Raw genomic sequence first — 18533 nt, forward strand, 5'->3', positions numbered from 1 at the left:
GGGACCGTCAGCGCGGGCCGCGCGGCCCATCCAGCGGGCGGTAGTTCACGTCCTGCGCCTGCAGCCGGTCCAGCGCGGCCGGCATCGCCCGTTCGAAGCGGCCGTAGTCCTTGCGCGACGGCGGCGTCCACAAGCCTTCCGCCAGCGCCAGCAGGCGCGGCCAGGCCATGTATTCGACGTCGCGCGGCGTCGCCATGTACTCCGTCCACAACTGCGCCTGGCTGCCCAGCACGTGGTTCGCCTCTCCCGGCGGCAGCGCGGCGGGCAGCGGGTCGTACGCGTACACGCGCGCGAGCGTCGTCACGTCGCGCACGCCCATCGGCTCGCGGAAGCCCGGGCTGCCCGGCGCGGCCTGGTAAAAGTCGAAATAGGTCTCGCGCTCCGGCGTCATGACGACGTCATGCCCGGCGCCGGCCGCCTTGATGCCGCCCGCCTCGCCGTGCCAGCTCATCACCGTGGCACCCGGCGCGAGGCCGCCGTCGAGGATCTCGTCCCAGCCGACCAGGCGGCGCCCGTGCTGCGCCAGATAGGCATCCATGCGGCCGATGAACCAGCTCTGCAAGCCATGCAGGGCCGGATGCGCGGCCGGCCGGCCCTGCGCATCCCGGTAATCCTGCAGGTCCTGCAAGGTCGCCGTCGCGGGCACGAGCCCCACCTGCTTCATGCGCGCCAGCGCGGCCGGCGAATGCGCCCATTCCGTCTTCGGGCATTCGTCGCCGCCCACGTGCACGTACGGTCCCGGAAACAGGTCCATCACCTCGTCCAGCACGTGCTGCAGGAAGACGATGGTGCCGTCCTCCACGTTGAACACGTGCGGGATGACGCCCCAGTCGCGGCCCACTTCCAGCTGGCGGCCGGGGTTGTTGCCCAGCGCCGGATACGCGGCGATGGCAGCCAGCGCGTGGCCCGGCATTTCGATTTCGGGCACGATCGTCACGTGGCGCGCGGCCGCCCACGCGACCACTTCGCGGATGTCGTCCTGCGTATAAAAGCCGCCGTGCGGCTTGCCGTCGTAGCGTGGGGGCGAGTACGCGACCATGCTGTCGCGCCGCCACGCGCCGACCTGGGTCAGGCGCGGATAGCGCTTGATCTCGATGCGCCAGCCCTGGTCGTCCGTCAGGTGCCAGTGGAAGACGTTCATCTTGTGCTGGGCCAGCAGCTCGATGTGCTTCATGACGAATGCCTTGGGCATGAAGTGGCGCGCCACGTCCAGGTGGCTGCCGCGCCACGAGAACCGCGGCGCGTCCTCGATGGCCACGGCCGGCAGCGCCCACGTGCGCCGCACCGGCGCCTGCCGGTAGATATCCGCCGGCAGCATCTGGCGCAAGGTCTGGATGCCGTAGAACAGGCCGGCGGGCTGCGCGGCCGCGATGGTCACGCCGGCGGCGTCGCTCACGAGGCGGTAGCCTTCGCTGCCCGTATCGGCTTTCGGATCGAGGCGCAGGCGGATCGCGTTCGCGCCGTCGTGCGCGCCGACGGGCAGATCGAAGCCGGTGGCCGGGCGCAGGTAGTCGCGCAGCATCGCCGCCTCGGGCAGCGCCGCGCCGCTCGCGACGATGCGGGTCGCCGGCGTCAGCACGTATTCGCCGCTCCCGCGCTGCAGGTGCGCGGGACGCGGCACGATGTCCGGTGCCGCATCCTGCCCGTGCGCGGCGCCGGTCAGGCAACAAAAGGACAGGACGACGAACATGCGCATGCCAGACCTCGACGATGAATGAATGGGTGGAATCACAGGCGCGCCCAGCTGCCCTTGTACAGCACGGGGCCGGTCGGCCCGTTCGGATCGGGCGAACCGCCTTTCGGCTCCAGGCTGATCGCGAGCAGCGCCACGTCCGGATCGGTGGCGCGCGCGTCGAGCGTCAGGTCGGTGCTGCGGTTGCCGGGCAGGATGCCGAGCGAGCGCGGCTTGCCTGCCTGCGTGATCGCCCACAGCTGCAGCGTGCGGTCGGCAGGCACGTGGACGTCGGCCGCGACGCGCACCCGGAGCTTGCCGCGCCGCGTGTCGGCCGTGACGACCAGCGCCGTGTGCGACTGGGCGTCGGACAGCGCCGCGATCTGCTGCGGCGGCGCGCCCGCTTCGTTCAGCGCGGCCATGCGCACGGCCAGCACGAGCAGGCCCGCGCTCGCGGCCAGCGCCAGCACGCCCCACGGCCGCGCCGCGGCGGTGCGCCAGAACTGCCACCACGGTGCGGACGACGGGGACGGCGCGGGCGCGGGGTGGAGGCGGCGCTCGATGCCCGCCCACACGCGCGCCGGCGGCGTCACGGGCCGTTCCAGCTCGGCCAGCGTCGCGAGCCGTCCCTGCCAGTCGGCGACCAGGGCGCGCAGCCGGCGGTCGTCGCGCAGCCACGTCTCGAAACGGCGCCGCGCACCGCCCCGCAAGGTGCCCAGCGCGTATTCGGCCGCGAGCTTGTCGGCCAGGGCCGGATTGTCCCGGATGTTCATGCAGCCTCCCGTTTGGCCAGGCACTCGCGCAGCCGCTCGAGGCCGCGCCGGATCCACGTCTTGACCGTGCCGATGGGCAGGCCGAGGCGCCCCGCCACCTCGCTGTGCGACAGGTCGTGCAGATACGCCATGCCGATCGCCTGGCGCTGGCGGCCCGCGAGCGTGTCCATGCAATCGGCCAGCGCCCGCGCGTCGCGCGACGCCTGCGCCAGCTCGTACGGTCCGGCGGCCGTGTCGGCCAGGCCGTCGGCATCGTCGGGTTCCACCTGCGCGTCCGCGCCGCCCGCCCGCGCGCGGCGCAGGATGTCCAGCGCCTTGTTGCGCACGATCGTCACCATCCACGTGAGCGGCGCCGCCAGGTGCGGCTGGTAGCCGGACGCCGCGTGCCAGATGGCGACGAAGGCGTCCTGCACGGCGTCCTCCGCCAGCTCGTCCTTGCGCAGGACGCGCAGCGCGACGCCGAACAGTTTCGCGGACGTGGCGTCGTACAGGGCGCGGAACGCCTTGCGGTCCTGCAGGGCCACGGCGGCAAGCAGGTGGTACAGGCGGTCGTCCTGGTCGGTCTCCTCGCTCACGGCGCCCTTTTCATTGATTTAATGAAAACATTGTAGCGCGACAAGCCACTGGCGGGGTGCCGATTGCAAGCGTGCGGTCGCCATGCCCCGTCCATGCCCTCATATACGCGGCCGCGGCGGCACCGGATTCAGCGATTCACAGTTTTTCGCCGCCGTGCGCGATCCCGTGGTCGTCGTAGACCGCGTACACGGCCGCCAGGATGTTTTCCAGCTCGGGCGACCGGTCCATGTGGCGCACGGAAAAGAAGATCGGCGACACCGCGTGCGGCTCGTCCAGCGGGCGGTACACGACGTTCCGGTGATGCATGCCCTGCACGCTTTCCGGCACGATGGCGATGCCCTGCCCGGCCGCGACGAGTCCCATCGCGATCTGCAGTTCGCGCACCTCGGTCACGTGTTCCGGCGTCAGGTTCGCTTCGCTGAAGGCGGCCAGCACCTGGTCGGCAAAGCTCGGGCGCGGCGCTTTCGGGTACACGAGCAGCGCTTCGTGGACCAGTTCCGTCAGGCGCAGGCCGCCCGCGCCGCCGGCGAGGCGGTGGCCGGGGAACAGCGCCACGACCATCGGCTCCTCGCGCAGCCGGATGCGGCGGATGCTCGGGTCCGCGCTCTTGAGGCGCCCGAAGCCCACGTCGATGCGGCCTTCCTTGAGGGCCTTGAGCTGTTCCACCGTCGTCATCTCGTGCAGCGCGATGTCGACCTCGGGATGGCGCTCGCGGTAGCGGCGGATGATGTCGGGCAGCAGGCCGTACAGGGTCGAGGCGACGAAGCCGACGGACAGCGTGCGTTCCAGCTTGCCGATGCGCTGGGTCATCGTGCGCAAGTCGCGCACCTGGTCGAGCAGCGTCCTGGCGTGGGCGAGGAAAAAGGCGCCGGCCTCGGTCAGGCGCAGCGGCCGCACGCCTTTTTCGATCAGGACCACGCCCAGGTCTTCCTCCAGCTGCTGGATCTGCCGGCTCAGCGGCGGCTGGGCGATGTGGAGGCGCTCGGCCGCCCGGGTGAAATTCCGCTCTTCCGCCACGGCGACGAAGTAACGCAGGTGCCGCAATTCCATTTCAATACCTCTCAGGTATGGACTTGATACCACAACAGTGTTGGACGCCCGTTATTCGCAGGAATATCGTGGCATCACTCCACCGAATTATACGCACCGAATATGATCCAAACTATCGACACCTTCTTGCTCGACGTCCCGACGATCCGGCCCCACAAGCTGTCCGTCGCGACGATGAACACGCAAACCCTGGTCCTGGTGCGCATCCGCTGCGCCGACGGCATTCAGGGCTGGGGCGAGGCCACGACCATCGGCGGCCTGAATTACGGCGACGAGAGCCCGGAAAGCATCAAGGTCAATATCGACACCCACATCGCCCCGCTGCTGCTCGGCATGGACGCCGGCGCGCCGGCGAAAGCGATGGCGAAGGTGCGCCGGACCATCCAGGGCAACCGCTTCGCCAAGTGCGCGCTCGAGACGGCCCTGCTGGACGCGCAGGCGCGCCGCCTGGACGTGCCGCTGTCCGAGCTGCTCGGCGGGCGCGTGCGCGACACGCTGCCCGTGGCCTGGACGCTGGCCAGCGGCGACACGGCGCGCGACATCGCGGAAGCGGAGCACATGCTGGACATCCGCCGCCACCGCATCTTCAAGCTCAAGATCGGCCTGCGCGAGGTCGACGCCGACGTCGCGCACGTCCTCGCGATCAAGCGCGCCCTGGGCGACCGGGCCAGCGTGCGCGTGGACGTCAACCAGGCCTGGAGCGAGGCCGACGCCGTGCGCGCCATCGCCAGGCTGCAGGACGGCGCCATCGACCTGGTCGAGCAACCCGTCAAGGCCCGCAACACGGCCGCGCTGGCGCGGCTCACGCGCCGCTTCGACGTCGCCATCATGGCCGACGAGGCGCTGCACGGCCCGGACGACGCCATGCTGCTCGCCCGCATGGACGCCGCCGGTGTGTACGCCGTCAAGATCACACAGTCCGGCGGCCTGCTGCCGGCCCTCGACGTGGCCGCCGTCGCGCGGCTGGCCGGCATCGGCCTGTACGGCGGCACGATGCTGGAAGGCGGCATCGGCACGGCGGCCACGGCCCACGTGTGCTCGACGTTCGCCGACCTCGCATGGGACACCGAATTGTTCGGCCCCCTGCTGCTGACCGAGGAAGTGCTGAGCGAGCCGCTCGTGTACCGCGACTTCGCGCTGCAGGTGCCGACCGGTCCGGGCCTGGGCGTCGACATCGACACCGACAAGTTGCGCCGCCTGCGGCGCCAATGACACCACGGAGACCACCATGCTGTTCCACGTACGAATGAACGTCCACCTGCCCGCGTCGCTGGCGAGCGCCGACGCGGCGGCGCTCAGGCAGGCCGAGAAAGACCTCGCCCAGCGCCTGCAGCGCGAAGGCAAATGGCGCCACCTGTGGCGCATCGCCGGCCAGTACGCCAACGTCAGCATCTTCGACGTCGCCGACGCCGAGGAGCTGCATGCGCTGCTCACATCGCTGCCGCTGTTCCCCTACATGCAGATCGACGTGATGCCGCTGTGCCGCCACCCGTCGTCCGTCCGCGACGACGACCGCTAACCATCCACCACAAGGAGACAGAAATGAACCACGCAGACATCGAACGACTGGCCCGGAGCTGGGTCGTGGACGCCGCCGACCGCCCCGCCGACCCGCGCGTGCAGCAGGTCGTGCTGCGCCTGCTGGGCGATTTGTGCAAGGCCATCGAGGACCTCGACGTCACCCCGACCGAATTCTGGCACGGCGTGTCGTACCTGGCGGCCGCCGGTGCCGCGGGCGAACTGGGCCTGCTGGCCGCGGGCCTCGGCCTGGAGCGCTTCCTCGACATCCGCGCCGACGAAGCCGAACAGAAAGCCGGCCTGGCGGGCGGCACGCCGCGCGCCATCGAAGGCCCGCTGTACGTGGCGGGCGCGCCGGAAAGCGTCGGCTTCGCCCGCCTGGACGACGGCACCGAAACGGAGCGCGGCGAGGTCCTGTTCATGCAGGGCACCGTGTTCGACCAGGACGGCCGCCCGCTGCCGGGCGCGAAGGTCGAGGTGTGGCACGCGAACCTGCTCGGCAACTACTCGTTCTTCGACCGCACCCAGCCGGACTTCAACCTGCGCCGCACGATCGTCGCCGACGACAACGGCCGCTACCGCTTCCGCTCGATCATCCCGGTCGGCTACGGCTGCCCGCCGGACGGCACGACGCAGCAGCTGCTCGACCTGCTGGGCCGCCACGGCCGCCGCCCCGCGCACATCCACTTCTTCGTGAGCCACCCCGGCCGGCGCAAGCTGACCACGCAGATCAATATCGACGGCGACGAATACCTGTGGGACGACTTCGCGTTCGCCAGCCGCGCCGGCCTCGTGCCGCCCGTGCAGCGCATCGACGACCCGGCCCGCCTCGACGCCCTGCGCCTGGACAAGCCGTACGCGTCGATCGACTTCGACTTCCACCTGTACCGCGACACCGACGCCGCCCCGGCCACGCTGGTCGACCGTCCCCGTGCCGCCGCCTGAGGACACGCCATGATTCCCATCGTTCCGGTCGACGCATTCACGCCGACGAGCCTCGACGGCTACCTGATCGAGGACGCCGCGACGGGCGACTATCGCCTGCACCGCAGCGCCTTCACCGACGAGGCCCTGTTCGACCTCGAGATGAAGCATATCTTCGAAGGCAACTGGGTCTACCTGGCGCACGAGAGCCAGGTCGCCAACGTCAACGACTACTACACGACGCACATCGGCCGCCAGCCGGTGTTCATCGCCCGCAACCGCAACGGTGAACTGAACGCGTTCATCAACGCGTGCAGCCACCGCGGCGCCCAGCTGTGCCGCCACAAGCGCGGCAACAAGGCCACCTATACCTGCCCGTTCCACGGCTGGACCTTCAACAACAGCGGCAAGCTGCTGAAGGTGAAGGACCCGGAAGGCGCGGGCTATCCGGACTGCTTCAACAAGGAAGGCTCGCACGACCTCAAGAAACTGGCGCGCTTCGGCAGCTACCGCGGCTTCCTGTTCGGCAGCCTGAATCCGGACGTCGAACCGCTGGAAGCCTTCCTCGGCGAGGCCGGCAAGATCATCGACATGATCGTCGACCAGTCCCCGGGCGGCCTGGAAGTGCTGCGCGGCGCGTCGACCTATACGTTCGACGGCAACTGGAAGCTGCAGGCCGAGAACGGCGCCGACGGCTACCACGTGACGGCCGTGCACTGGAATTACGCGGCCACGACGAACCGCCGCAAGGAGGAGCAGGCGGCCGGCGCGGACGACATCCGCGCGATGGACGCCGGCAACTGGGGCCGCCAGGGCGGCGGTTTCTACGCCTTCGAGCACGGGCACATGCTGCTGTGGTCGGAGTGGGCCAATCCCGAGGACCGCCCGAACTTTGCCCGCCACGCGGAGTACGCGGACAAATACGGCCGCGCGACGGCCGACTGGATGGTGGGCCGCTCGCGCAACCTGTGCCTGTATCCGAACGTGTACCTGATGGACCAGTTCAGCTCCCAGATCCGCGTGCTGCGCCCGCTCGCCGTGGACAAGACCGAGGTGACGATCTACTGCATCGCGCCCAGGGACGAATCGGCCGAGGCGCGCGCCCACCGCATCCGCCAGTACGAAGATTTTTTCAACGTCAGCGGCATGGCGACGCCGGACGACCTGGAAGAATTCCGCGCCTGCCAGCAGGGCTACAACGGCGCGGCCATGCAGTGGAACGACATGTGCCGCGGCGCCAGGCACTGGGTGAAGGGCGCGGACGCGGCGGCGCAGGCCATCGGCCTCGCCCCCGTGCTGAGCGGCGTGCGCACCGAGGACGAGGGCCTGTACACCATCCAGCACCGCTACTGGCTCGACGTGATGCAGCGGGCGCTGGCCGCGCCGGGAGACGCGACATGAGCGCGGTGACGATGCAGGACATCCAGGCCTTCCTGTACCGCGAAGCGCGCCTGCTCGACGACGAACGGTGGGACGACTGGCTCGCCTGCTACGACGTGGCCGCGCGGTTCTGGATGCCGTCCTGGGACGACGACGGCACGCTGGTCGCGGACCCGGAGCGCGAGATCTCGCTGATCTATTACGCGAGCCGCCAGGGCCTGGAAGACCGCGTGTTCCGCATCAGGACGGAGCGCTCCAGCGCGACCATTCCGGACACGCGCACGAGCCACAACATCGCCAACGTGGAACTGGAACGGGTCGACGGCGCGCTGCACACCGTGCGCTTCAACTGGCACACGCTGAGCCACCGCTACCACACGACCCACAGCTATTTCGGCATGTCGCGCTACGTGATCGACTTTTCCGGTCCGGCGCCCCGCATCCTGGACAAATACGTCGTCCTGAAGAACGACTACATCAGCCAGGTGATCGACATTTATCACATCTAAAGGAGCCGGTCATGAGCCATACGATCGCACTGCAGTTCGAGGACGGCGTCACGCGCTTCATCGGCTGCAACCCCAACGAAAAACTGTCCGACGCGGCCTATCGCCAGAAGGTCAACATCCCCCTCGATTGCCGCGACGGCGCCTGCGGCACGTGCCGCGGGCTGTGCGAGTCCGGCAGCTACGACATGCCCGCCGACGGCTATATCGAGGACGCCCTCGACGCGCGCGACGCCGCGGCCGGCCACGTGCTGGCCTGCCAGATGCGCCCGACCTCCGACTGCGTCGTGCGCATCCCGGCCACGTCGGCCGCATGCAAGACGGGCGTCGGCGACTTCGCAGGCAAGGTCGCCGCGGTCGCGCAGCTGTCGCCGTCGACGATCGCGTTCTCCGTCGCGCTCGACGCGCCGGCGCAACTGGACTTCCTTCCCGGCCAGTACGTCAACGTGCGCGTGCCGGGCACGGACCAGACCCGCTCGTACTCGTTCAGCTCCGCCCCCGGCGCAGCGCACGCCGGCTTCGTCGTGCGCAACGTGCCGGACGGCGTGATGAGCACCTGGCTCACGGAGCACGCGCAGCCGGGGCAGCCGGTCGCGTTCTCCGGCCCGTACGGCAGCTTCTACCTGCGCCCGGTGCAACGACCCGTGCTGATGCTGGCGGGCGGCACCGGCATCGCGCCGTTCCTGTCCATGCTCGACGTCCTCGCCGCGCACGGCTTCGCGCACCCGGTCCGCCTCGTGTACGCGGTCACCCACGACCACGACCTCGTCGAACTGGACCGGCTGGACCGCATCGCGGCCGCGCATCCCCAGTTCCAGTACGTGACGTGCGTGGCGCATGCGGCCAGCAGCCATCCGCGCAAGGGTTACGCCACCGCGCACGTCGAACCGGGCTGGATGCACGGCGGCGACGTCGACGTCTACCTGTGCGGCCCCGTCGCGATGGTCGACGCCGTGCGCGCCTGGCTGGACGGCGTCGGCATCGCGCCGCACGGCTTCTACTTCGAGAAGTTCGCCGCGGCCAGCACGACCGGAGGTGCGGCATGATCCATCCCGACCGCTTCAAGGATCAGGTCATGATCGTCACCGGCGCAGCCCAGGGCATCGGACGCGGCGTGGCGCTGGCGGCCGCGCGCGAAGGCGCCCGGCTCGTGCTGGCGGACCGCGCGCCGCTCGTGCACGAGGTGGCGCAGGAAGCTGCCGCCTGCGGCGCGCAGGTCGTCGCCATCGAGGCCGATCTCGAAACGTGGGCCGGCGCCGCCGCGCTGGCGGCCCGCGCCCTTGCCGACCATGGCCGCATCGACATCCTCGTCAACAACGTCGGCGGCACGATCTGGGCCAAGCCCTACCAGGAATACGAGGAGGCGCAGATCGAAGCCGAAATCCGCCGTTCGCTGTTCCCGACCCTGTGGTGCTGCCGCGCCGTGCTGCCGGCCATGATCGCAGCCAGGGCCGGCGCCATCGTCAACGTGTCGTCGGTGGCCACGCGCGGCATCTACCGCGTGCCCTATTCGGCGGCGAAAGGCGGCGTCAACGCGCTGACGGCGAGCCTCGCGTTCGAACATGCGCAGGACGGCATCCTCGTCAACGCCGTCGCCACGGGCGGGACGGACGCCCCGCCGCGCAGGGTGCCGCGCAATCCGCAACCTTTGAACGCACGGGAACAGGCGTGGTACCAGGGCATCGTCGACCAGACCCTGGCATCGAGCTTCATGCACCGCTACGGCACCGTCGACGAGCAGGTCGCGGCGATCCTGTTCCTCGCGTCAAGCGAAGCGTCGTACGTCACCGGCACCGTGCTGCCGGTGGGCGGCGGCGACCAGGGGTGACGCCATGCGCTTCGTACAAGTGGATGACGTGCGCCTGCATTACCGGGCCGACGGCGATCCGGCGCGGCCCTGCATCGTGCTCTCGAATTCCCTCGGCACCGACCTCGCCATGTGGGAGCCGCAGGCGGCCCGCCTGGCCCGCGATTTTTACGTGCTGCGCTACGACGCGCGCGGCCACGGCCGGTCGGGACGCGGCACGGCGAGCGTGACGCTGGAACGCCTGGGGCTCGACGTGACCGGCCTGCTCGACGCGCTGGGCATCGCGCGGGCGCACTTCTGCGGGATCTCGATGGGCGGCATGACGGGCCAGTGGCTCGCCATCCACCAGCCGCACCGGATCGCCAGCCTGGTGCTCGCGAATACGGCGGCCCGCATCGACACGGCCTCAAGCTGGACGGCGCGCGCCGAACAGGTGCGGCGCGCAGGAATGGACGGGGTCGCCGACGGCGCGGCCGCGCGCTGGTTCACGCAAGGCTTCATCGACCGCGAGCGCCCGCTGGTGGACCGCCTCGTCGCGGCCCTGCGCGCACAGGATGCCGAAGGCTACGCGGCCTGCTGCGACGCGCTGGCCCAGGCCGACCTGCGGATGGACGTCGCCCGGGTGCGCGCGCCGACGCTCGTCATCGCGGGTGCCGCCGACCCGGTGACGACGGTCGCCGACGGCGAACGGCTCGCGGCGGCGATCGCCGGGGCGCAGCTGGCCGTCGTGCCGGCGTCGCACATCTCGAACCTGGAAGCGGCGCCGGCGTTCACCGACCACCTGCTGCGCTTCCTGGCCGGATGCGTCAGTGCGCAACCAGCGACTTCACCAGCTTCACGCGCTTGATCTCGCCCACGATGAAGACGTAGCTGAAGATCGTGACGGCCGCGTTCGCGCCCACGTACACGAGCGCGCCCGCGAACGAACCGGTGCCCTGCAGGATGTAGCCGATGACGATCGGCGTCGTGATGCCGGCGATGTTGCCGAAGGTGTTGAACAGCGCGCCCGAGAGGCCGCCCGCTTCCTTCGGCGACGTGTCGGCCACGACCGCCCAGCCCAGCGCGCCGACGCCCTTGCCGAAGAAGGCCAGGGCCATCACGGCCACGACGAACATGTCCTGCTCGATGTAGTTACAGGCGATCATGCTCATCGACAGCAGCATGCCCGCCACGATCGGCACCTTGCGCGACATCGACAGCGAGAAGCCGGCCTTCGCGAGGCGGTCCGAGATGGTGCCGCCCACGACGCCGCCGAGGAAGCCGGCGATGGCGGGCACCGAGGCGACGAAGCCCGCCTTCAGGATCGTCATGTGGCGCTCCTGCACGAGGTACACCGGGAACCACGTGAGGAAGAAGTAGGTCAGCGTGTTGATGCAGTACTGGCCGATGTACACGCCCAGCAGCATGCGGTTGCCCAGCAGTTCCTTGACGCAGGCGAACGTGTCGACGGCCGGCGGCTGGGTGCTGCGCTGCGCGCCGTCCAGGTCGACGAGCGCCCCGCCCTCCTCGATGTATTTCAGTTCGCCGGCGCTCACGGACGGGTGGTCCTTGGGGCCGTAGATGGTCTTGAGCCAGACGAAGGCCATCGCGATACCCAGGCTCCCCATCACGACGAACACGCTTTGCCAGCCGTAGCTGTGGACCAGCCAGCCCATGATCGGCGCGAACAGCACGGTCGCGAAATACTGGGCCGAGTTGAACAGCGCCGACGCGAGCCCCCGTTCGTGCGTGGGGAACCAGGCCGACGTGATGCGGCTGTTGCCGGGGAACGAAGGCGCCTCGGCCGCGCCGACGACGAAGCGCAGCGCGAACAGGGTGGCCACGGCGGCGGCGCCCGTCATGAAGCCGACGGCGCCCGTCAGCATCGTGAACAGCGACCACAGGAAGATGCTGAAGAAGTACGTGATCTTCGAGCCGAAGCGGTCGAGCAGCCAGCCGCCCGGCAGCTGCGCCATCACGTACGACCAGGCGAACGCGGAAAACACGAAGCCCATTTCGACGGGCGACAGGCCGAGGGCCTTGCGGATCTCGGGTCCCGCGATCGAGATCGAGGCGCGGTCCGCGTAATTGATCGTCGTGACGATGAACAGGATCGCGAGAATGCTCCAGCGCGTGCGCGACGCGAGTTTCGAAGCAAGCGCCGGCATGGCGGCGGTCGTTGTGTGCTCCATGTTTCCTCCAAGGTTGTGGGGTGCGTCCGCCGCGGTCAGAACGTGTGGCGGATGCCCAGGTCGTAGCCGGTGTTGCCCGAGCCCGACTCCGAATTGTTGGCGACGGTGTAGCCGGCGCCGTTCTTGTTATTGATGTGCGCGTAGGCCGCGTACAGGCCAGTCCGTTTCGTCAGCTCGTACAGGTAGCCGATGCCCCACGAGGTGGCGTCCTGGTTGAAGTGGGTGCGGTCGTCCTTGTGCATCGTCGAGAACATCAGCGTGCCCGGACCGACCGGCGCCCGGAAGCCCAGCAGCATGTCGCGGCCGTCGATGGACGGCGTCGGCTTCACGCCGCCGTACGGATTGTTGGCGTTGCCCAGCGTGGCGCTGTTGAAGCCCTTGTCGATACCGTACGCCGCATACAGCCTGACCCATTTGAAGTCGTAGTTCGCGCCCAGCAGCGTGTTGCGGCCCAGGTCGTGGTTCGTGCCCGTCGCCGCGACGTCCGTGTTCTTGCTGTTGTACGCGAGGCGCACCGTCAGCGGTCCCGCGGCATAGCCGATCGCGCCGCCGAACTGGCGTCCCGCCGCCAATGCCGTCTGCTCGCCCGCGCTGTACGCGAGGTCGACGTTCACGCCGTTCACCCTGGGCGACGCGTACGTGATCGTATTGCTGGCGCGGACGTTGGTGCCGTTGTCGGGGAAGAGGTTCTTCGACGTGCCCGCGTAACCGGTGCCGAACGGATCGGCCACCGCGGTCAGGGTCGTGTGGTAAGGCGTGTACTGGCGGCCGAGGGCGACCGATCCGGCCTTCGTCCTGAGGCCGACGAACGCCTGGCGGTTGAAGATCGTGCCGGCCGCGTCGACTTCGCCGGTATCGATCCTGGCGCCCGTCTCCAGCGTGAAGAACGCGGCCAGGCCGTCGCCCAGCTCCTCGGTGCCGCGGAAGCCGATGCGCGACGCCGAGGCGGCGCCGCTCGTCACCTTCGTGACATGGCCGGCGCTGCCGCCGTTTTCGCCCACGAGGGCGGCGTCGACGATGCCGTAGATGGTGACGTTCGTCTGGGCGTGCGCGCCCGCGCCCGCGGCCAGGCCGAGGGCGATCAGTGCTGCTTTTTTCAAGGTGTCTCCTTGGTTTGTCGGTGTTTTTTTGGTCGCGCGGAGGTCAGGTCACCGGCGCCGGGTTGAACAGCGTGAGCGCGTTGTGCAGTTTCCACTGCTCGGCCCACGTCTTTTTGCGGCCGCTCGCCACGTCGAGCAGGAAGTGGAACAGCTCCCAGCCGACGTCCGCGATCGTCGCGTCGCCGGTCGCGATGCGGCCGGCGTTGATGTCCATGAGGTCGTGCCAGCGGCGCGCCAGGTCGTCGCGCGTCGCCACCTTCACGACCGGCACGGCGGCCAGGCCGTACGGCGTGCCGCGGCCCGTCGTGAACACGTGCATGTTCATGCCGGCCGCCAGTTGCAGCGTGCCGCAGATGAAATCGCTGGCCGGCGTGGCCGCGTAGATCAGGCCCTTCCGCTGCAGTTTTTCGCCCGGCGCCAGCACGCCCGCGATGGGCGCCGTGCCGGACTTGATGATGGAACCCATCGCCTTCTCGGTGATGTTGGCGAGGCCGCCCTTCTTGTTGCCGGGCGTCGTGTTCGCGCTGCGGTCCACGCCGCCGCGCTTGAGGTACTCGTCGTACCAGGCCATTTCGCGGATCATCGCCTGCGCGACGCCGTCGTCGGCGGCGCGCGCCGTCAACTGGTCGATGCCGTCGCGGACTTCCGTCGTTTCGGAAAACATGACGGCGGCGCCGGCCCGCACGAGCAGGTCGCTCGCATAGCCGACGGCCGGATTGGCGGTCACGCCGGAGAACGCGTCGCTGCCGCCGCACTGCACGCCGACGACCAGTTCCGACGCCGGCACGGTCTCGCGCCGGCGCAGGTCCAGTACGGCCAGGTGCGTCTCGGCCGTGCGCATGATGGACTCGATCATGTCGCCGAAGCCGACGTGCGCCGCGTCCTGCAGGCATACGACGTCCGGTTCCTGCTGCGCGTTCCGGATCGCGATCGAACCTTGCGGGAACATGCGCGCCGGCTGCAGCTTTTCGCAGCCGAGGCTGACGACCATCACGCGCCCGCCGAAGTTCGGGTTCCGGGCGATGTTGCGCAGGGTGCGGATCGGGATCTCGGCGCCGGGCGCGTCGATGGCGACGCCGCAGCCGTACGTGTGCTCGATGGCGACGACGTCGTCCACGTTCGGGTACTTGGGCAGCAATTCCTTCTTGATGCGCTCGACGGCGAATTCGACGACGCCGGACACGCACTGCACCGTCTCGCTGATGGCGAGGATGTTGCGCGTGCCCACCGAGCCGTCCGGATTGCGGAAGCCCTCGAACGTGAAACCTTCCAGCGGCGCGAGCGGCGCGCGGTCGCGGACCGGTTGCGGCAGGTCGTCCAGGCCGCGCGCGGCCGGCATGCCGACCAGCGATTCCTCGATCCACGTGCCGCGCGCGATCGGGGCAAGCGCATGGCCGATCGTCACGTCGTAGCGGATGATCGGCTCGCCCTGGGCGATGTCGCGCAGGGCGACCTTGTGCCCTTCCGGCACGCGCGTCTTCAATGTCAGCCCATCGGGAAAGACGGTGCCTTCCGGCAGGCCGCCGGCGTTGACGACGATGGCGACGTTGTCGTTCTCGTGCATGCGGATGGTGCGGGGGATGGTCATCATCGTCTCCATATCTACGGGCGCTGCATTCTTCATGATTGCGCAATCATTTCGCTCCCGAAAAAACCGCCATTGCATTTCCTGACGTTCGGGACCGGCGCCGCATGTGCATCACGCACAAATGACACCGCAATCATTTTTATCTTAAAAATATGGCCGGTCATTCTTCGGCCATCGTTTTTCCAGTCGCGCAAGAGTGAGCAAAATCACCATCCTTGACCGACGTTTGGTATGATACCGCAATCATCCATGAACGCAAGCGTTTTGTGGTCGGATGTCGTACAACTGATCATTTACCCAACAGACCCGCGCATGACCGAGCCGCTCGACCACGACCGCAACAACGACGACGACACGTACCCGGAACGGCCGAAAAGCATCACGCTCAAGGACGTCGCGCGGCTGGCGGGCCTGTCGCCCATCACCGTGTCGCGCGCGCTGCACAACCCCAAGCTCGTGAAGCCGGACACGATCGCGCGCGTGAAGGAAGCGGCGGCCGCGATGGGCTATATCCCGAACATGCTGGCGGGCAGCCTGACGACGAAGCGCAGCCAGCTCATCGCGGCCATCGTGCCGCAGCTGTCCAATTCGATGTTCGCCGAGATGGTGCAGGGCCTGAACGACGAATTGTCGGCGCACGGCTACCAGTTGCTGCTGTCCGTCTCGAACTATTCGCAGCAGAAGGAAGAAGACCTGCTGACGGCGATCCTGTCGCGCCAGCCCGACGGCATCGTCCTCACCGGCATCCAGCACCACGCCAGCGTGCGCAAGAAGCTGCTCGCCACCGGCGTGCCCGTGGTGGAGGCCTGGGACCTGACGCCCTCCCCCATCGACATCGCCATCGGCTTTTCGCAGGAACGGATCGGCGAAAAGGTCGCGCAGTATTTGCTGGGCAAAGGGTATAAACGGTTTGCATCGATCTGCGCCCGCGACGAACGCGCCAACCGGCGCCGCCAGGCGCTCGAGGCGGAGCTGCGGCGCCACGGCGTGGTGCCCGTCGCCACGCACATGGCGACGCCGCCGACCGTCCTCAATCTCGGCCGCGAGGGCCTGCGCGCGATCCTGGCCGCCGGCCACGATCCGGAAGTCGTCGTGTGCAGCTCCGACGTGCTGGCCCAGGGCGCCCTGATCGAGGCGGCCGCGCAAGGCATCGCCGTGCCCGATTCGCTCGGCATCATGGGCTTCGGCGACTTCGATTTCGCCGCGTTCACCCATCCCCCCATCTCCTCCGTCCACATCGACAAGCGGGCCATCGGCGCGCAGGCCGCGAAAGCGCTGATCGCCAGGATCGAAGGCCGGCCGCTGGCGGGCAACGTCGTCGACGTGGGTTTCGAGCTGGTCGAGCGGGCGACGACGCGGACCGTCGGCTGACGAAGCGGCATCGACGCAACGTTTTTCACAAAATTTCCAATAAGAAATAGTCAGCACCAACCAGCCGTGCGATGATCGCCCCGCCGCAAGGTCGATTCCGGCCTGCAGCGTTCCCCCTTTTGCAAACTCAACCATGAAAAACATTACGATCCGCTTCAGCCTGATGGCGTCGCTGGGCCTGTTCGCCGTCATGCTCGTGATCGGCGCCGGCCTGGGCGTATTCACCCTGCAACGCTCGAACAACGCGCTCGCGCTCGCCTACGGCCTGAATACCGACACGCAGGCGATCAACGACATCTACAAGGACACGACGCGCACCCGCTCGGCGCTGGTGCGCGCCTACACCGACTTCAAGGAAAACGGCAAGGCCACGTCCGCCAGCAGCGGTCTGGACAGCGCGGCCACGAGCCAGGGCCGCTCGGCCGCGGCCTTGCAGGCGTTCGTCGCGCGCCTGCCTCCCGCCGCCACCGACGTGCAATTGCGCAAGGAACTGGGCGACGCCGCGGCGCGCCTCGTCGGCACGCTCGACCGCGCCATCGACGCGCTGCGCCACGACGACGCAGTGCAATACACGAAGATCAACGTCGAGCAGCTGACGTCGCAGGGCGCCGCCTTCTCCGCGCTGCTCGAGAAATTCCAGAAGCAGCAGACGGCGCTCAGCGAGCGGCTGATGGCGGAGCGCGCGCGCGAATACACGACGGTGCTGTGGCTCGTCGCGGCCGGCATCGCGGCGGCGCTGGCGCTCGTCGCCGCCGTGCACCTCTTCCTCAAGCGCGTCGTGATCGCGCCCATCGGCGAGGCCGTGGCACTCCTCGACCGCGTCGCCCAGGGCGACCTGACCGCGCACGCGGCCGCGACGGGCGACAACGAAATCGGCCGCCTGATGGGCGGGATCGCGCGCATGCAGGAGAGCCTGACCGCGATGGTGTGCACCGTGCGCAGCGGCGCCCAGGCGATCGGCGCGACGGCGCATGAAGTGTCGCTCGGGAATGCCGACCTGTCGGCGCGCACCGAGCAGCAGGCGGGCTCGCTGGAAGAAACGGCATCGTCGATGGAAGAGCTCACGAGCACCGTCCAGCAGACGGCCGGCAACGCGGCGCAGGCGCGCGAGCTCGTGCAGACGACGTCCACGATGGCGACGACGGGCGCCGTCGTGATGGACCGGATGGTCGAGACGATGGCCGCCATCGACAGCTCGTCGCGCCGCGTCGTCGACATCATCGCCGTGATCGACGGCATCGCGTTCCAGACGAACATCCTGGCCCTGAACGCCGCCGTCGAAGCGGCGCGCGCCGGCGAACAGGGACGCGGTTTCGCCGTCGTCGCCGGCGAAGTGCGCACCCTCGCCCAGCGCAGCGCCACGGCGGCGCGCGAAATCAAGGCCTTGATCACCGACTCGGCCGACAAGGTCGTGTCGGGCACGCACCTCGTCAGGGAAGCGGGCGATTCGATGCAGGCGATGGTCGACAGCGTGCAGCGCGTGTCCGGCATCGTCGGCGAGATCGCGGAAGCGAGCCGCGAGCAGAGCCTGGGCATCGAGCAGATCAACGGCGCCATCGCGCAGATGGACGAGATGACGCAGCGTAACGCGGCGCTCGTCGAGGAGTCGGCCGCCGCCGCCGAGGCACTGAACGTCGAGGCCGGCAACCTGCTCACGACCGTCAGCCTGTTCAAGCTGCCGCCGGCTGCCGCGACCGCGCCGCACGTGCCTGCCGCCCGGCGCGCGGCGGCACGCCTGCCGGCGACGTTTGGCGGCTAGTTGTACGACATCATGCCTTTTTGACATCCATTTCCGGGCAGCCCCAGGTTGCCCGGATTCGCATGCCTCCCCGTAGATCCGGGCCGAACGGCCACGGCGGCGCATCGACGTCGAAAAAATTCTTGCGATGCCTCGTCTTTAGTTGTACGATGACTGACAAGTAAAGCCACTCTCCCTCATCCGCCACTGGAGCTACCATGAATCCGCAAGAACTCAAGCAAGTCATGTCGTCGGGCCTGCTGTCCTTCCCCATCACCGACTTCGATGCCGAAGGCAATTTCCGCCCCAGCACGTACATCGAGCGCCTGGAATGGCTCGCGCCGTACGGCGCCACCGCC

The 18533-nt window shown here is 68.8% G+C and carries 17 protein-coding genes and 1 pseudogene; 11 read left to right on the top strand and 7 right to left on the bottom strand.

The features are described from left to right. Window positions 1–7 precede the first annotated feature (7 nt). The 4 genes from ASC93_RS10450 to ASC93_RS10465 all read right to left on the bottom strand — a co-directional run bounded on the left by ASC93_RS10450 (window position 8) and on the right by ASC93_RS10465 (window position 4071). On the bottom strand, window positions 8–1696 hold the full coding sequence (locus tag ASC93_RS10450) for a beta-N-acetylhexosaminidase (protein ID WP_200958304.1): 1689 nt from the start codon (window positions 1694–1696) through the stop codon (window positions 8–10). Between the two features lie 32 nt (window positions 1697–1728). Beyond that, window positions 1729–2445, bottom strand: a complete 717-nt coding sequence (locus ASC93_RS10455) for an anti-sigma factor (protein ID WP_056440846.1) — start codon at window positions 2443–2445, stop codon at window positions 1729–1731. Then, on the bottom strand, window positions 2442–3020 hold the full coding sequence (locus tag ASC93_RS10460) for a sigma-70 family RNA polymerase sigma factor (RefSeq protein ID WP_056440851.1): 579 nt from the start codon (window positions 3018–3020) through the stop codon (window positions 2442–2444). Before ASC93_RS10460 ends, ASC93_RS10455 begins: the two co-directional genes overlap by 4 nt. A 136-nt stretch (window positions 3021–3156) precedes the next feature. After that, entirely contained in the window at window positions 3157–4071 is a 915-nt protein-coding gene (locus tag ASC93_RS10465) for a LysR family transcriptional regulator (RefSeq protein ID WP_056440854.1), read from the bottom strand. Between the two features lie 102 nt (window positions 4072–4173). Between ASC93_RS10465 and ASC93_RS10470 the strand changes: the two genes are divergently transcribed. Genes ASC93_RS10470 through pcaD form a run of 8 tightly spaced genes read left to right on the top strand, consistent with a single transcriptional unit; the run spans window position 4174 to window position 11053 of the window. Continuing rightward, on the top strand, window positions 4174–5283 hold the full coding sequence (locus ASC93_RS10470) for a muconate/chloromuconate family cycloisomerase (RefSeq protein ID WP_056440857.1): 1110 nt from the start codon (window positions 4174–4176) through the stop codon (window positions 5281–5283). Between the two features lie 16 nt (window positions 5284–5299). Beyond that, on the top strand, window positions 5300–5590 hold the full coding sequence (gene catC / locus ASC93_RS10475; protein WP_056440860.1) for a muconolactone Delta-isomerase: 291 nt from the start codon (window positions 5300–5302) through the stop codon (window positions 5588–5590). Between the two features lie 23 nt (window positions 5591–5613). Then, window positions 5614–6534 carry a catechol 1,2-dioxygenase gene (catA, locus tag ASC93_RS10480; RefSeq protein WP_056440862.1) on the top strand — a complete coding sequence of 307 codons (921 nt, stop codon included), beginning with the start codon at window positions 5614–5616 and terminating at the stop codon, window positions 6532–6534. Window positions 6535–6543: 9 nt separating this feature from the next. Continuing rightward, the gene (benA, locus tag ASC93_RS10485) at window positions 6544–7914 is read left to right on the top strand and encodes a benzoate 1,2-dioxygenase large subunit (RefSeq protein WP_056440864.1); all 1371 of its coding nucleotides are present in this window, start codon (window positions 6544–6546) and stop codon (window positions 7912–7914) included. Then, window positions 7911–8402, top strand: a complete 492-nt coding sequence (gene benB, locus ASC93_RS10490) for a benzoate 1,2-dioxygenase small subunit (protein WP_056440867.1) — start codon at window positions 7911–7913, stop codon at window positions 8400–8402. Before benA ends, benB begins: the two co-directional genes overlap by 4 nt. 11 nt (window positions 8403–8413) lie before the next feature. Continuing rightward, complete coding sequence (benC, locus tag ASC93_RS10495; RefSeq protein WP_056440871.1) at window positions 8414–9445, top strand: benzoate 1,2-dioxygenase electron transfer component BenC; 1032 nt, start codon at window positions 8414–8416, stop codon at window positions 9443–9445. Beyond that, window positions 9442–10227 (top strand): 1,6-dihydroxycyclohexa-2,4-diene-1-carboxylate dehydrogenase, encoded by a 786-nt coding sequence (locus ASC93_RS10500; RefSeq protein WP_056440873.1) that lies wholly within the window; start codon window positions 9442–9444, stop codon window positions 10225–10227. Before benC ends, ASC93_RS10500 begins: the two co-directional genes overlap by 4 nt. A gap of 4 nt (window positions 10228–10231) precedes the next feature. Then, window positions 10232–11053: a 3-oxoadipate enol-lactonase gene (pcaD, locus tag ASC93_RS10505; RefSeq protein WP_056440879.1), complete on the top strand. Its 822-nt coding sequence runs from the start codon at window positions 10232–10234 to the stop codon at window positions 11051–11053. On the opposite strand, the gene ASC93_RS10510 is transcribed toward pcaD, so the two are convergent. Genes ASC93_RS10510 through garD form a run of 3 tightly spaced genes read right to left on the bottom strand, consistent with a single transcriptional unit; the run spans window position 11013 to window position 15065 of the window. Next, a complete protein-coding gene (locus tag ASC93_RS10510) occupies window positions 11013–12377 on the bottom strand; it encodes an MFS transporter (RefSeq protein ID WP_056440884.1) in 1365 nt (454 codons plus the stop codon). The genes pcaD and ASC93_RS10510 overlap by 41 nt on opposite strands. Window positions 12378–12412: 35 nt before the next feature. Then, window positions 12413–13477 (bottom strand): porin, encoded by a 1065-nt coding sequence (locus ASC93_RS10515; RefSeq protein ID WP_056440886.1) that lies wholly within the window; start codon window positions 13475–13477, stop codon window positions 12413–12415. Between the two features lie 43 nt (window positions 13478–13520). Next, window positions 13521–15065, bottom strand: coding sequence for a galactarate dehydratase (gene garD, locus ASC93_RS10520; protein WP_229412674.1), 1545 nt, complete (start codon window positions 15063–15065; stop codon window positions 13521–13523). Window positions 15066–15377: 312 nt separating this feature from the next. On the opposite strand from garD, the gene ASC93_RS10525 reads away from it, so the two are divergent. The 3 genes and pseudogenes from ASC93_RS10525 to ASC93_RS30605 all read left to right on the top strand — a co-directional run. Further along, window positions 15378–16436, top strand: coding sequence for a LacI family DNA-binding transcriptional regulator (locus ASC93_RS10525; protein ID WP_056440892.1), 1059 nt, complete (start codon window positions 15378–15380; stop codon window positions 16434–16436). A 133-nt stretch (window positions 16437–16569) separates the two neighbouring features. Continuing rightward, the gene (locus tag ASC93_RS32590) at window positions 16570–18195 is read left to right on the top strand and encodes a methyl-accepting chemotaxis protein (RefSeq protein ID WP_082547916.1); all 1626 of its coding nucleotides are present in this window, start codon (window positions 16570–16572) and stop codon (window positions 18193–18195) included. A 197-nt stretch (window positions 18196–18392) separates the two neighbouring features. Then, a pseudogene (locus ASC93_RS30605) lies at window positions 18393–18533 on the top strand (5-dehydro-4-deoxyglucarate dehydratase); the annotation flags it as partial.

It is taken from the genome of Massilia sp. Root335, from assembly GCF_001425685.1.
GTDB classification, from domain to species: Bacteria; Pseudomonadota; Gammaproteobacteria; order Burkholderiales; family Burkholderiaceae_D; genus Telluria; species Telluria luteola.

Excerpts from the sequence above, each read along its gene's own strand:
- ASC93_RS10450 (WP_200958304.1), bottom strand. The coding sequence starts at position 1,696 with ATGCGCATGTTCGTCGTCCTGTCCTTTTGTTGCCTGACCGGCGCCGCG.
- ASC93_RS10455 (WP_056440846.1), bottom strand. The coding sequence starts at position 2,445 with ATGAACATCCGGGACAATCCGGCCCTGGCCGACAAGCTCGCGGCCGAA.
- ASC93_RS10465 (WP_056440854.1), bottom strand. The coding sequence starts at position 4,071 with ATGGAATTGCGGCACCTGCGTTACTTCGTCGCCGTGGCGGAAGAGCGG.
- ASC93_RS10470 (WP_056440857.1), top strand. The coding sequence starts at position 4,174 with ATGATCCAAACTATCGACACCTTCTTGCTCGACGTCCCGACGATCCGG.
- catC (WP_056440860.1), top strand. The coding sequence starts at position 5,300 with ATGCTGTTCCACGTACGAATGAACGTCCACCTGCCCGCGTCGCTGGCG.
- catA (WP_056440862.1), top strand. The coding sequence starts at position 5,614 with ATGAACCACGCAGACATCGAACGACTGGCCCGGAGCTGGGTCGTGGAC.
- benA (WP_056440864.1), top strand. The coding sequence starts at position 6,544 with ATGATTCCCATCGTTCCGGTCGACGCATTCACGCCGACGAGCCTCGAC.
- benB (WP_056440867.1), top strand. The coding sequence starts at position 7,911 with ATGAGCGCGGTGACGATGCAGGACATCCAGGCCTTCCTGTACCGCGAA.
- benC (WP_056440871.1), top strand. The coding sequence starts at position 8,414 with ATGAGCCATACGATCGCACTGCAGTTCGAGGACGGCGTCACGCGCTTC.
- ASC93_RS10500 (WP_056440873.1), top strand. The coding sequence starts at position 9,442 with ATGATCCATCCCGACCGCTTCAAGGATCAGGTCATGATCGTCACCGGC.
- pcaD (WP_056440879.1), top strand. The coding sequence starts at position 10,232 with ATGCGCTTCGTACAAGTGGATGACGTGCGCCTGCATTACCGGGCCGAC.
- ASC93_RS10510 (WP_056440884.1), bottom strand. The coding sequence starts at position 12,377 with ATGGAGCACACAACGACCGCCGCCATGCCGGCGCTTGCTTCGAAACTC.
- garD (WP_229412674.1), bottom strand. The coding sequence starts at position 15,065 with ATGACCATCCCCCGCACCATCCGCATGCACGAGAACGACAACGTCGCC.
- ASC93_RS10525 (WP_056440892.1), top strand. The coding sequence starts at position 15,378 with ATGACCGAGCCGCTCGACCACGACCGCAACAACGACGACGACACGTAC.
- ASC93_RS32590 (WP_082547916.1), top strand. The coding sequence starts at position 16,570 with ATGAAAAACATTACGATCCGCTTCAGCCTGATGGCGTCGCTGGGCCTG.